This is a genomic window from Georgfuchsia toluolica (assembly GCF_907163265.1).
GTDB lineage: Bacteria > Pseudomonadota > Gammaproteobacteria > Burkholderiales > Rhodocyclaceae > Georgfuchsia > Georgfuchsia toluolica.
In genome coordinates, this window is the sequence record NZ_CAJQUM010000001.1 from 644,716 (window position 1) to 658,956 (window position 14,241).

Sequence of the window (14,241 nt, forward strand, 5' to 3'; positions counted from 1 at the left end):
ATCCTCCTCTAATCTAGTGCATGGACCCTAATCAAATGCATTGATGATGGAGGATATATCCCATGAGCGTAGGCAATACCGTTGCTGACGGTACAAAAGTCGTAAAAAGCGTTTGCCGTGGCTGTCACGGTGGCTGCAGTGTGCTCTTGCATGTCAAGGATGGCGAACTGACCAAAGTAAAGGGCGATCCGGATGGCCCCCTTAACCGTGGCCGCTTATGCCCGATTGGGAGTAATGCCAAATATTTAGTCTACCACCCGGACAGATTGCTCTATCCCCAGCGGCGAGTCGGGCCGCGCGGTTCCGGAAAGTGGGAACGCATTACGTGGGATGAAGCGCTGGATGACATTGCAGAGAAATTCAATGCGATTCGTGCTGCTGACGGTCCCGAGGCCATAGCACTGGGCCAAGGTACGGGCCGCCACCATTATTTTCATGTGGTGCGCTTCGCCAATGCAATGGGAACGCCAAACTGGACGGAACCGGGTTTTGCCCAGTGTTTTCTTCCCAGAGTGACGAGCTCGTTTCACACCTTTGGAGATTTTCCAGTTTGCGACTTTGTCGGCGATGTGCCTCCACAGTGCATCATGTACTGGGGTCACAACCCGGTTAATTCCGGCCCCGATGGAGAAACACGATTTAACGTCCGTGATTCTCTGTCGCACAAGCCGAAGGTGATCGTCGTCGACCCGCGCGAAACCGAACTGGCAAAACTCGCCGACATCTGGCTGAGGCTTCGCCCCGGGACGGATGACGCTCTGGCGCTGAGCATGCTTAATGCGATTATCGGCGAAAAAATTTACGACGAATCTTTTGTAACGCAGTGGACCCATGGTTTCGATGCGCTGGCTGGCCACGTGAAACAATACACCCCTGAATGGGCCGAACCCATCACCTGGGTGCCGGTAGAAAAAATCCGTGTGGCCGCGCGCCTGTTCGCGCAGACGAAGCCCGCCATGCTCGAATGGGGCGTGGGGATCGAACAAACGCCGAAATGTTTCCAGACTGTTCGCGCACTGTCGATGTTGCCGGCGATCACCGGGAATATCGACGTTCCCGGAGGCTGGATGTTCGGAATGCATACGCTTGGCCCATTCCCCTTCCTTTTCGACCGGATTACTCCTGAAATAGAGTCCAAGCGGCTTGGCGGCGATCGCTTCAAGGTATTGTGCGGCGAGGGTGCCTTCGTGCGGACGGGGCATATTCCTTCCGTTATCAGGGCCATGAGTGAGGGCGATCCCTACCGGATCAAGGCTTTCATGGCGATCGGCAGCAATACCCTGACGACATATGCCAGTTCCAGGCGCGTTTATGAGGCGCTGAAGAAACTCGACTTCATGGTGGCGATCGATCTGTTCATGACACCTACCGCCGAGCTTGCCGACATCGTTCTTCCAGCCGCATCGTGGCCAGAGGTGGATAGTCTGTGGGGTTATCCATTCATTGCGGAAACGATACCGATTCTTCAGCAACGGGCAGTCCGTGTCGGCGAATGCAGGGCCGACGAGGAGATTTTGGCGGAACTGGCCAAACGGATGAATCTGGATTGCGCTACCGAATCGCCCCTGGACATAATCAAGAACCTCGCCAATACGGGCGATCCGCGTGTCAGCTACGATGAACTCAAGGAGAAAGGTTTCATCAGCGTGCCGGTCAAATACCGCAAGTACGAAGAAAAGGGGTTTGCGACCCCGACAGGAAAGATAGAACTATATTCAACTGTAATGGAGAAATTGGGTTATCCCCCCTTCCTTTCTACGAGGAAGCGCCGGAAAGCCCATTCAGTGCCCCAGAGCTTGCCAAGGACTTCCCGCTGGTGCTGACTACCGGGGGGCGGATTCCAGTCTTTTTCAATTCGGAAGGCCGCCAACTGGCAAAACTGAGAAGGTTACATCCAGACCCGATAACGGAAATGCATCCGGAAACAGCAGCCAGGCTCGGTATCGCCGACGGCGACTGGATTTGGATTGAGACCTTGCGTGGCCGTATCCGGCAAAGGGCGAGATTTGTCGATGGAATGGATCCGCGGGTGATCAGTTCCCAGCATGCCTGGTGGTTTCCGGAAGAGAAAGATCCGGAACACGGCATATGGAAATCCAATGTCAATGTCTTGACGAATATTGAGGGACCCCATGATCCGGCGATGGGCACTTATCATCTAAGGGCGCTTCTCTGCCGCGTTTCAAAGGCCGAAGAACCGGTGTCACCATCCTGACTCGATGGCTGCATTGGCCTGTGATGAGCGGAAGCGTCCCCTGTATGCGCCTGGAGTAAATCCAATTCGTTCACGAAACAGGCGGGTGAAGGAACTGATATCACTATAGCCCACATACTGGGCGATTTGCTCGGTGCTCAGATCCCCGGCCTCAAGCAAGGCGCGGGCGGTATCGATGCGCAGGTGCTGCAAATAGGTCAGCGGCGATTGTTCCAGGATCGTGTTGAAGCGTCGTATCAGGGTGCGCTCACTGACGGCCATTTTTTTGGCCAGATCGGCGATGCGCACCTGCTGCGTCATATGATCCTGGAGCCACTTCTGAGCACGATGAATCAAGGGATCGTTATGCGTCTTGTCGGCAATCAGCGGCTGTAGTGGTGTTTGTGTCGTTTGTGTCAGGTCAATCAGCATGCTCCGGGCGCACTGCATCGCAATGGCTTTTCCCACAAACTGATTCAGCACGTGCACGGTTTGCATCAGAAAGGTGGCATGCGCACCGCCGCACACGAGCCGTTCAGCTTCGGTCACCATTGGGCGCATTTGCAGATCCACATCAGGAAAACGCTGGCGGAAATGGCCCTCTAACCACCAGGTGGTCGTCGCAATGCGCCGATCCAGCAAACCGGTATCGGCGAGCAAGAACGTACCGGTGCAATTGGCGCTGAGCCATGCCCCGCGTTCCCACTGTTTGATTAGCCAGTCCCTCATGACAACCTGATTTTTGAGAAATTGCTCAAATTGCCGCCAGCCCCGGTAATGAACGCTGGGGATGAATACCAGGTCGTAATTCTTGTTGGATGGTAAAGACCGCATTTCAAGTTCCAGTCCATTGCTGGCCTTTATCGGCTGCCCCGTCGCCGAAAGGAAATGCCACTCGAAGAAACCCGAATTTCCTGTTCCTTGCTTGCGCATATGGGCATTTGCCACCTGCAGCATGTCGGCAAATCCGCCAATCACGGAGGCATAAGAATCATCAAAACCCAATATTGCGGCGGTAGGCATGGCGGAATTGGTGCAGGTGAAATGGCGGTATTCGCACAACATATGTCAGTATAGCCCATTATCTTGATATGCATGCATCCCTACAGTGGCAATCGTTCTGTCAATCAATTCTAGAGGCCACCAATGACCAATCTTGCCGATGCTCCCGCTGTCACACGCCTTACACGTTATCAGGACAGCCTTTATCATGACCTGAACACCCCCGCCGAAATCCTGGCCATTCGCCAGGAAGTTCGTCGCTTTGCCGACGAGCATGTCGCGCCCGTCGCCTATGCCATTGGGCATAGTGAAGAATCTGTGGCCGCATTCCCGCGTGATTTATTCGCGAAGATGGCCAGGGCGGGTTTGTTCCGGATTCCCTTTGCCGCCGACGTCGGCGGGCGTGGCCTGAAGCACCCCGCAACAGCTACTGCGGTAATGATCGAAGAATTGGCGTATCACTCCAATTCGGTTGCCGCCATTGTGGATGTTCATTGCATTCTGGCAGGCAACGCGCTGAAGCACGGCACGGATTCGATCAAGCGGCGCTACCTCACGCCATTGCTTGGCGGCGAGCTGATCGGCAGCTTTGCCACCACGGAACCGGATGCCAGCACCGATCTGAGTGTTGAAGCAATGCGAACGATCGCCACGCGCGCCAATGATGGATACATAGTTACCGGCCGCAAGCGCTATATCACCAATGCACCGGTGGCCGACTTCGTTGTCCTGCTCTGCGTCGAGGGTGAGCGCATGACCGAACTTGTGGTCGAACTTGATTGGCCGGGAGTGCGTGTCGGAGAACCTGACAAGAAGATGGGTAATCACGGCCAGCTAACTGCCGACATCTATTTCGACGACGTGAGGGTGCCCCTGGAAAATGTTATTGGGCAACCCGGCAAAGGCCTCAAGATCGCCCTGCAGACGCTGACCTACGGGCGTGTCGGCATTGCCGCCAGTGGCGTCGGCATGGCCCAGGCGCTGTTCGATCACAGCGCCGAGCGCCTGAAGACGCGGCGCGCCTTTGGCAAGGCGATTGCCCAGTTCCAACACTGGCAATTCAGGATGGCCGAACGCGCCACCGAAATTGAAAACGCCCGCAACCTGTATCTGAAGGCGGCGCTGCGCATCGATGATGGCCATGCCTTCCCCGAACCCGAGGCTGCGATGGCCAAGTGGTACGGCACCAATCTGGCGGGGGAGTTCGCCCGCGATGCCGTACAGATATTCGGCGGCTATGGCTTCATGCGCGAACTGGCGGCGGATGGCTCACACTATCGCGTCGAGGAAATCTACCGCGACTGCAAGATCGCGGAAATCTATGAAGGAACCAACGAAATCCAGAAGCTGGTGATTGCTCGCGAAATCTTCGGCAAGGAAATTACCGGTTAAGTTGCCACCCCTAACGATCAGATCGGAAATTGTCCGCCATGAATGTCCTCATTGTCCACGCCCACAACGAACCCCGGTCATTCAATGCCGCGATGAAGGATCTTGCTGTCAAGGAACTGGATATGTTGGGACACAGCGTCCAGGTCTCTGATCTATACGCGATGGACTGGAACCCCGTGGCGAGCGCTGCGGACTTCGGGGACAGAAGCAACCCGGACTATCTTGTCTATGCATTGGAACAACGCCACAACCATAATCAGAAGACGTTGGCGCCCGACATTCAGATGGAGTTGGACAAGCTGCTGTGGGCCGATCTGGTGATCTTCAATTTCCCGATCTACTGGTTTTCCATGCCCGCCATTCTCAAGGGCTGGATTGACCGGGTATTCGTATCCGGCGTGGTTTATGGCGGCAAGCGTTTCTACGATCGTGGCGGCCTGGCTGGCAAGAAGGCCATGCTGGCCATCACGATTGGCGGGCAGCCGCATATGCTCGTCAGGGGAGGCGTGCATGGAGCGCTGCAGGATATGCTGCGTCCGATCTTGCGCGGCACATTGGCCTATTCCGGCATGAATGTCTTGCCGCCGTTCGTGGCCTATCATGTGCCTTATGTTACCGGGGAAGAGCGGAGCATGATTCTGGAGGAATATCGTCAGCGTTTGCAGGTACTGGATACCCTGCCGCCATTGCAATTCGTCTCGCTCGATCAATTTGATGAAAAACTGAATGCCATCGCAATGCCATCGTCTGGCACAAGGCCCTAAAGGATATTCCATGAATACGCATACCCCCTCACTGCAGGATTTGGCTGCTCCTGAAGGCATTTGCTTCGGCTGCGGAAGCGCACATCCCGGCGGCCTGCAGATCAAAAGTCACTGGGATTCCGACGGCATTCATGTCGTTGCCAAACACACTCCCGCACCGGAGTTCACGGGATGGCCGGGCCTGGTGTACGGCGGCTTGATCGCAATGCTGGTCGATTGCCACTCCAACTGGACTGCGATGGCCTATCACTATCGGGCTGAGGGTCGCGAACCCGGGAGTTTGCCCGCGCTGGAGTGCGTCACCGGGAATCTGAACATCACTTATCTGAAGCCTACCCCAATGGGCGTTGAACTAAGTCTGAAAGCCAGGGTTGAAGGCGAGGTGGGAAGAAAAACGCGCGTTAGTTGCGAGGTATGGGCTGGCGACCTTTTGACAGCGATCGCGGATTGCGTTTTTGTTCTGGTTAACACGGATCAACTCAGTGCCACCGCACACCGTAACGCCTAGTGTCCTGTATCAGAAATACATTGAATAAATTGCGGCGTCATTCCCACGAAGGCGGGAATCCAGGGTCTTGAAAAGTCGCTGGATTCCGGCTCGCCGCTGACGCGGCGTCCGGAATGACGAATCAAAATATAAGCAACGGATTTATGGAACACCACACTAGCATAGAGCGCTGACGACAGGCCGCCTGGTTTCGCACCAGGTGCTCGTCCGGCTCCAGGGCTTGACTGATACCAGTACCGCTTCCTGGAACGCAGGCACAGCGAACATTCTTGGTGCGAAGCGCCAGCAACGGCTGTGGGCGGCTATTGGTGGTTGATCGGCGGGGATCGTGTCAAACGCACCGAGCCCATTGCGGGGCTTGGCTCCACCTGAAGAGGTAACTCAGTGGCGATTTGTTTGTAGGGCTCGACGGGACGAACCATGGCCCTGTACACACTCAAAATCAGGAACCGGCAAGCAATACATCAATTGGCAACATGGCGATATCGTCATCTTGACACAAACGAACAACTCGGATATTCTGACCAAACTGACGAAAAAAAATCATATAAGAACTTTCGTTGGGAAAGCGTCAGCACCGAGGAGTTAATGCTCCTCTGACATGACAAAGAGATGACTAATAACATTTCAAAGGAGGCAGGAGTAATGACTTTCATTTCAGCTTTCAGGCTCGGCTTGTCAGCCCGCCATCGTCGTATTGCACACGCAACAGGTTCTTTCTTGCGTCTGAAACAGCAACCCCAAAAGGGACCGCGGTGACGGCCCCAATCGCACTACGCGGCTGAGCGCAAATTTAAGGAAGTTTGTCTGAAATAGGAGAAGCGAAATGAAAAAGATGGTCTTGAAAACGATTTTGTTTGCTGTTCCTCACCTATTGAGGCGCACTGCCAAGAAGTATCCGGAATTTCAGAAGGAAATGCGTCGTCATAACTGCACGGTGCAAATCAGGTTGAAAAATGGCAGCCTCGGCCGTTATTACACCTTCAACAACGGCAAGGTGACGACGGGGGCCGGGTTGCATGCCAGGCCGGATGTGACGATGCAGTTCAACGATCTGCCAACTGCGCTCATCTTCCTCAAGCCGCCGATGGATTACGCCGAGATAGTCCATGCCGCCAAGAACATGCGGGCCATGGTGATGGGGCCGGACCATCTCTGTATCTGGTTCATGCAGCTGATGAACAAGATCGAGACCTCGGCGCTCGAGATGGGGACGAAGCTGCCGGACGGCACGGTGCGCTACACCACCAACACCAATGGCGGCCCGCTGTTCATCTTCGTCAAGGACGGCAAGATCGTGCGCTGCACCCCGATCGACTTCGACAACACCGACGCGCCCTCCTGGACCATCAAGGCGCGCGGCAGAACCTTCAAGCCCTGGCGCCGCGCCACCGTCAGTCCCTATTCGCTGGCGCTCAAGTCCCAGGTCTATACCGACGATCGGGTGCTCTATCCCATGAAACGCGTGGACTTCGATCCCAAGGGTGAGCGCAACCCGCAGAACCGCGGCATCTCCGGTTATGAGCGGATCAGTTGGGATGAAGCGCTGGATATTGTCTCCAGCGAAATCAAGCGGCAAAAGACCGTGCATGGCCCGGGCGCCATCGCCATCCAGCACCACTCGCATCACCAATGGGGCAACATCGGTTACTACCTCAGCGCGCTGCTGCGCTTCGGCAACCTGATCGGCTTCACCCGGATACACCACAACCCGGACAGTTGGGAAGGCTGGTACTGGGGCGCCATGCATCACTTCGGCAACGCGCTGCGGCTCGGCCTGCCTTCCCACTATGGCACGGTCGAGGATGCGCTCAAGGAAGCCGAGATGGTGGTGTTCTGGTCGAGCGATCCGGAAGTGACCAGCGGCGTCTATGCGGGCTACGAAGGTACGCAGCGGCGCTTCTGGGCCAAGGAACTCGGCATCGAGTTCGTGCATATCGACCCGCATTGCAACACCACGGCACAGCTCTTCGGCGGGCGCTGGATTCCGCTCAAGCCCGGCACCGATCCGGCAATGGCGCATGCCATCATGTACATCTGGCTGACCGAAGGGCTCTACGACAAGGACTACGTAGAGACGCGGACCACCGGCTTCGACCAGTGGGCGGCCTACCTGCTCGGCAAAGACGACGGCGTGGCCAAGACGCCGGAGTGGCAGGAAGCGGAAACGGGCGTGCCGGCCCATGTCGTACGCGCATTGGCGCGGCAATGGGGCAAGAAAAAGACCTATCTGGGTGCCGGCGGGCTGGGCACCGGCGTCGGCGGCGCCGTCCGGAATTCCACGGGGACCCAATGGGCCCGTTGCATGATCATGATGATGGCCATGCAGGGCTGGGGCAAGCCCGGCATCAACTTCGGCAACCTGCAGTTCGGCACGCCGGTCGACAACTTCCACTATTTCCCCGGCTATGCCGAAGGCGGCATCTCCGGAGAACTGGCGTTCACCGCCGCGGCCATCAACAATTACACGCGCATGCCGCACGTGCTCAGCATGAACCCGGTCAAGCAGATCATCCCGCGGCAACGTTTGCCGGAAGCCATCATCAAGGGTTATGCCCACGGCAATCTTTGGGACGGCTCCTCGATCGAAGCGCAAATCGCCCCGTTCGAGTATCCGATGCCCGGTTATTCCAAGATCCACATGATCTGGCACTACGGCGGCGCCGCCTTCGGCACCGTGGCCCAGTCCGAGCGCTACATCGAGGCCTATCGCCATGAATCCATCGAATGCCTGGTCTCGCAGGCCATCTACATGGAAGGCGACACGCCTTTCGCCGACATCATCCTGCCGGCGTGCACCCATGTCGAACGCTATGACATCGGCGAGACCTGCGGCTGCCAGGGCTATGTGCATCATGCCCCGGGTCAGCTCAACCACCGCACCATCGTCATGCAGCACAAGTGCATCGAACCGCTGGGCGAATCCAAATCAGACTACCAGATCTTCGCCGATGTGCTGAGCCGTCTGGGCTTGGGCGCGATGTTTACCGAAGGCTGCTCGGAGCTCGACTGGTGCAAGCGCGTCTTTGACTCGGCCGATCTTTCCAAGAACATCACCTGGAAGGAGTTCCTCAAGAAAGGCTATTACGTCGTCCCGCCCGAGCCTGAAGAAACGCCCGAACCTGTAAGCATGCGCTGGTTTGCCGAGGACCGCATGAAGGACGTGCCGGAGCCGCACCCGTTGCCATCCCAGTACTCGGGTGATTTCGGCAAGGGACTGCAGACCCAGTCGGGCAAGATCGAATTCGTTCCCAACTCGATCCTGCGCGGCGATCCGAACAACCCCGAGCGCCCGGCCCTGAACCGCTACATTCCATCCTGGGAAGGCCTGCAGACCAAGGAACTGGTCGCCAAGTATCCGCTGCAGATGATCTCGACGCATTCGCGCTACAGCTTCCATACTTTTTCCGACGGCAAGGACAGCACCATCAACGACATCGAGGATCACCGCGTGCTGATCGATGGCTACTACTACTGGGTCATGCGGGTCCATCCCGAAGACGCAGCCAGGCGCGGCATCGGGCATCACAGCCTGATCCGCGTCTTCAACGACCGCGGCGCCGTGATCCTGGCCGCCGACGTGTCGCCGCTGATGATGCCAGGCGTGGTCAAGTCCTTTATTGCGGCGGCGGTCTTCGATCCGGTGCCGGATCCGATGGGCTGGGCCGATCGCGGCGGCTGCGTCAACATCTTGACGCCGCAGCGGCGACAAGTGCAAGGCACCGAGGGCATGGGCTCGAATTCCTGCCTGGTGGAAATCGCACCCTGGACGCCGACCCTGAAAGCGGGCGAGCGCTTTCATGCGAACGGCTCGCCGGCCATGAAAGCGGCTTAGCCTCTGACCCTGACCCAATTGAACTAGAGGTGTGAAATGGAAAAGTGGAATCTGATCATAGATGTGGAGAAGTGCGAGAACTGCAACAACTGTGCGATCGCCACCAAGGATGAACATATCGGCAACGACTATCCGGGCTATGCGGCGCCGATGCCGGCGCACGGCGGCGACTGGATCCAGATCGGGCGGCGCACGCGCGGCGCAACGCCGATGGTGGACGTCGCCTATCTGCCGGTGACCTGCAACCATTGCGACAACGCGCCCTGCGTCGATGCCGGAGGCGGCTGCGTCACCAAGCGCGCCGACGGCATCGTCATCATCGACCCGGTCAAGGCCAAGGGCCGGCGGGATGTTGTCGACTCCTGTCCCTACGGCGCCATCTGGTGGAACGAAGAACTGAACCTGCCGCAGAAATGGATCTTCGACGCGCACCTGCTCGACCAGGGCTGGAAGGAGCCGCGCGCGAGCCAGGCCTGTTCCACCGGATGCATGAAGGCGCTCAAGGTCGAGGATGCGGAAATGCGCAGAATCGCCGAGCGGGACCAGCTGGAAGTGCTCAAGGCCGGGCTGGGGACGCGCCCCCGCGTGTATTACCAGAACATGTATCGCTGGAACAAGTGTTTCGTCGGCGGCAGCGTCACGGCGACGATCAAGGGGGTGCTCGAATGCGTCGAGGGCGCCGAAGTGGTCCTGATCAAGGACGGCAAGGTAGCCGGCGAAGCCAAAACCGATTTCCTCGGCGACTTCAAGGTCGATCGCCTGGAGCCCAACAGCGGCACCTACAAGGTGAAGATCATCCATCCCCAGCATGGCTCGGCGCTGGTGGATGCCACGGTCAATGAGAGCGTCTATCTGGGCAGCATCCAACTGAGCAAATAGCCGCAGTTGCTGACAAGTCTGGGCTGTCGTCAGCGGCAGCCCAGGGAAATATCTAAGTTTGTCGGATTGACAAAGGGATATCGAGCAAGGAAAGGATTCATCAATGTCATTACAAGACTTCGTTGCAATGCCCAAGTTCGAGGATTACAAGGAACGTTTCAAGGATCACTACACGCTGGAGCGTCGACCCGATGGCGTCATTCTGGCGCAGGCGCACACGTTGGGCGGTTCCATTCAATTGAGCGTACAGAATCACCGAGCACTAGGGCTGCTGTTCAAGGCCATCGGCGCCGATCCGGAAAATGAAGTAATGATCTTCACTGGTTCAGGTAAGGACTTCATGATGGAAGCTGACCCTGAAGGATTCAAGTTGGAGCAGGAAGGCCTGCCTTACTGGGCTTACGAATATGCCTACAAGGATGGCCGCATCAACGTCAGCGCCCTGGTCAACGATCTGGAAATCCCCACCATCGGCATCATCAATGGCAGCGGCTTCCACAGTGAAATCTGCCTGATGTGCGACATCACCCTGATGGCCGAAGACGCTACCCTTTTCGATCCTCACTACAATATTGGCTCGGTCCCCGGTGATGGCATCCACAGTTGTTTTGAGGAACTGCTTGGTGTCAAGCGCGCCGCCTATGCCTTGCTCACAGGCGAGGCCATTGACGCCAAGACGGCGCTCGAATATGGCATGGTCAATGAGATATTGCCCAGAGACAAACTGATCGAACGCGCCTACAAAATCGCCGACCACATCATGACCCAGCCGCGCACCACGCGCCGGCTGACGACGCAGATCATTCGTCGTCCGTGGAAACAACGCATCGTCAACGATCTCGACGGCGGATTTGGCATCCAGATGTTCGGCCATCTGGCCAAGGATAAGGCGGTGCATAGCCGTGAACACATTAGCGATAGCACGGCCTATGTCAGGCAAGGCAAGAAGAACCGCTTCGACTAAGAGTGCCCACTGCAAACCAGAAAACCTTAATGGTTACCAATGGTTGACAAATTGTCCGTTAGTAGTATAAATATTGAACCAATACATAAAATGGTTCTGATAATAATGGTTGAGAGAGCGCAATCCCACGAAGGATATGTTCGCGTCCGCGACTACTTGATAAACGCTATCAAGGAACGCGCATTCGGCGCCGGAGAACGAGTACCGACGGAGCGGCAATTGGCGGAGCAACTTGGCGTAAGCCGTGCCGTTACGAGACGTGCCCTGGCTGAAGTGGAAGCGGATGGCTTGATTCTCAGGCAAGTCGGTCGCGGCACCTTTGTGCGTCCATCGCCTGATGTTTCTGTCGCAATCCTCGAACTTGATGGGACAATCAGTCCCGCCGAATACATCGAAGCGAGACTGCGTTTTGAGCCAGAACTTCCCTGGATGATAGTAACCAACGCGACCTCAGCTGACTTTGAACGCATGGAAGATTGCCTCAAGCGTGGGGAAAAGGCGACTACACCTGATGAATTCGAGATATGGGACGCGGCTTTTCATTTGATGGTGGCCCAGGCTACACACAACAAAATGGCAACGCACATGTACAGCATGCTTCACGCCACCCGCCACGAGCAGGCAATGTGGGGAACATTGCGCCAACGCAAACGGACACCGGATGAACACATCATATTTCGACAAGAGCACCAGGAGATTTTCGCTGCCCTCAAGCGCCGCGATGCGGAACGCGCACGCGAATTAATGATTCAACACATTCGCGTTACCCGGCGGCGCCTTCTCGACTACTGAAATCAGCCTGCATAAAGTCCAAATGATAAAAAACCAATTAGAACCATTATGAATAATGGTCTTGACAATTGGTGTTTGTGTGAATAATATGAATAACCAACCTGATGAATCGTATTGGTAGGAGTCGTATTGATTCTGGCTTGGTGAAAACAATAAGCACTGGTTTGCGGATTTCGAACAGAAAAAATCGTAAGTTAATTGTTGCCAACTTAGGAGGATGAAGAAATGCCTATATGTTCATTAGGGGAAGTAAATAGTACAGCGTCATCAAGGCGAATGAAGTCCTTTGCAAAAGCCGCCGTAGCAACTATAGGGTTTATTGGTCTTGCAGGATCCGGTCATGCCTTCCAGTTTGATACCGATTCCGATTCCGATGTCAAACTTCGCTGGGACAATACGGTCAAGTATAGCGCGGTATGGCGTTTGCATGATCCCAGCAGCAAGATACTGAACGGCGATGCTGGCCCACCCCCTGCCGGGCCTGAGTTAGATGATGGCGACCGCAACTTCAACAAGGGCCTGGTTTCAAACAGAGTAGACCTTTTTTCGGAGTTTGATGGCTCATACAAGCAAACGGGCTTCCGCGTCAGCGGTGCCTATTGGTATGACACGGTTTACAACAAATCGAACGACAACACTTCTCAAGCAACCGTTAATTCGGTTACCGTCCCGGCAGGAAAGTTCACGCGTTTAACCAAGCAGATGATGGGTAATCACGGGGAAATTCTTGATGCATTCGTGTACTTCAAGAATGATCCGGAATCGGAAACACCTTTCACCGTGCGGGCGGGCAAGCATACCGTCCTTTATGGCGAGAGCCTGTTTTTTGGGGCCAACGGGATTGCCAAGGCGCAAGCGCCGATGGATCTGATCAAACTCCTGTCTGTACCCGGCTCTCAGTTCAAGGAGATCATCCGTCCAGTGGGACAATTTTCGACGCAAGTGCAAGTTACCTCGAATGTCTCGGTCGGCGCTTATTACCAGTACAAGTGGGATATTGATCGCCTGCCTGCCTCAGGCAGTTTCCTGAGTGATGCCGATTTCGTCGGTGCGGGAGCGGAGAGGGTTCTTCCATTCATTCATGGCCCTGACTTAAACGCGAAAAACTCCGGGCAAGGCGGTTTGGCAGTGAGATTCAAGCCTGGAGAAGGGGGTGTCGAGTATGGCCTGTACGCGGCGCGCTATCATGAGAAGAGCCCTTCTATTTACCTGGATCCCATTTCGCTAGGCTATAAGCTGGTGTATCCGGAAAACATCAACACTTATGGCGCCAGCTTCAGCACCGTGATTGGCCCATCCAACGTTTCAGGTGAAACCTCGATTCGTACCAATGCGCCCCTCGTTTCGGATCCGCAGATAGACCTCGGTTTCAAGGGCGATAACAACGACAACCCGCTGTATGCAGTTGGCAGGACGGCACACGCGCAGGTCTCGACCATTACGCTGTTCGGCAAAGGCCCATTCTGGGATGGCGGCGTGTTCCTGAATGAACTGGCGGTTAATCGGACCCTGAGCATTCAGAAAAATCCCAATGCACTGGATCAGAACACGACTCGTGATGCATGGGCATTCCGGATGTTGTTAATACCGTCGTATTTCCAGGTTTTGCCTGGCATCGATCTGGATGTCCCTATCGGCCTTGGCTATAACCCGTCCGGCCGTTCGTCCGCCGTCTTCAAGTTCAATGGTGGCACCGAGCATGCAGGCGACTTCAGTATTGGCGTGACCGCCAATTACCACAACAAGGTGAAGGCTGGGCTGAACTTTGTGCACTTCTTCGGCAAAGAGGCTCCTTTCCTGCAGACGAATCACAGCAGCGTACCGGGGCCGTACTCACTTTCTTATGCCCAGTCTCTCCACGACCGGGACTTTGTTTCGCTCCAGGTCCAGACTACTTTCTAATTGAGGAGA

Annotated in this window: 11 protein-coding genes; 10 read left to right on the plus strand and 1 reads right to left on the minus strand. The window is 55.9% G+C overall.

Features of this window, described 5'->3' with window-relative positions; genetic code table 11:
* Positions 1–62: 62 nt before the first annotated feature.
* Positions 63–1,823 carry a molybdopterin-dependent oxidoreductase gene (locus tag K5E80_RS03065; RefSeq protein ID WP_220634777.1) on the plus strand — a complete coding sequence of 587 codons (1,761 nt, stop codon included), beginning with the start codon at positions 63–65 and terminating at the stop codon, positions 1,821–1,823.
* Entirely contained in the window at positions 1,817–2,215 is a 399-nt protein-coding gene (locus tag K5E80_RS03070; RefSeq protein WP_220634778.1) for a molybdopterin dinucleotide binding domain-containing protein, read from the plus strand. Before K5E80_RS03065 ends, K5E80_RS03070 begins: the two co-directional genes overlap by 7 nt.
* Here the strand turns inward: K5E80_RS03070 and K5E80_RS03075 are convergent.
* Positions 2,204–3,259 (minus strand): GlxA family transcriptional regulator, encoded by a 1,056-nt coding sequence (locus K5E80_RS03075; protein ID WP_220634779.1) that lies wholly within the window; start codon positions 3,257–3,259, stop codon positions 2,204–2,206. The genes K5E80_RS03070 and K5E80_RS03075 overlap by 12 nt on opposite strands.
* A gap of 81 nt (positions 3,260–3,340) precedes the next feature.
* On the opposite strand from K5E80_RS03075, the gene K5E80_RS03080 reads away from it, so the two are divergent.
* From K5E80_RS03080 to K5E80_RS03115, 8 genes are all read left to right on the plus strand, one after another.
* Positions 3,341–4,588 (plus strand): acyl-CoA dehydrogenase family protein, encoded by a 1,248-nt coding sequence (locus K5E80_RS03080; protein ID WP_220634780.1) that lies wholly within the window; start codon positions 3,341–3,343, stop codon positions 4,586–4,588.
* Between the two features lie 38 nt (positions 4,589–4,626).
* Complete coding sequence (locus tag K5E80_RS03085) at positions 4,627–5,352, plus strand: NAD(P)H-dependent oxidoreductase (protein ID WP_220634781.1); 726 nt, start codon at positions 4,627–4,629, stop codon at positions 5,350–5,352.
* A gap of 10 nt (positions 5,353–5,362) precedes the next feature.
* A complete protein-coding gene (locus tag K5E80_RS03090) occupies positions 5,363–5,860 on the plus strand; it encodes a PaaI family thioesterase (RefSeq protein ID WP_220634782.1) in 498 nt (165 codons plus the stop codon).
* Positions 5,861–6,686: 826 nt separating this feature from the next.
* Positions 6,687–9,695, plus strand: coding sequence for a molybdopterin-dependent oxidoreductase (locus K5E80_RS03095; RefSeq protein WP_220634783.1), 3,009 nt, complete (start codon positions 6,687–6,689; stop codon positions 9,693–9,695).
* Positions 9,696–9,731: 36 nt separating this feature from the next.
* Entirely contained in the window at positions 9,732–10,574 is an 843-nt protein-coding gene (locus K5E80_RS03100; RefSeq protein WP_220634784.1) for a 4Fe-4S dicluster domain-containing protein, read from the plus strand.
* A gap of 103 nt (positions 10,575–10,677) precedes the next feature.
* Positions 10,678–11,538, plus strand: coding sequence for an enoyl-CoA hydratase/isomerase family protein (locus tag K5E80_RS03105; protein WP_220634785.1), 861 nt, complete (start codon positions 10,678–10,680; stop codon positions 11,536–11,538).
* Between the two features lie 39 nt (positions 11,539–11,577).
* Positions 11,578–12,330, plus strand: coding sequence for a FadR/GntR family transcriptional regulator (locus K5E80_RS03110; RefSeq protein WP_220634786.1), 753 nt, complete (start codon positions 11,578–11,580; stop codon positions 12,328–12,330).
* A gap of 276 nt (positions 12,331–12,606) precedes the next feature.
* Entirely contained in the window at positions 12,607–14,232 is a 1,626-nt protein-coding gene (locus K5E80_RS03115) for a DUF1302 domain-containing protein (RefSeq protein ID WP_220634787.1), read from the plus strand.
* Positions 14,233–14,241: the final 9 nt, after the last annotated feature.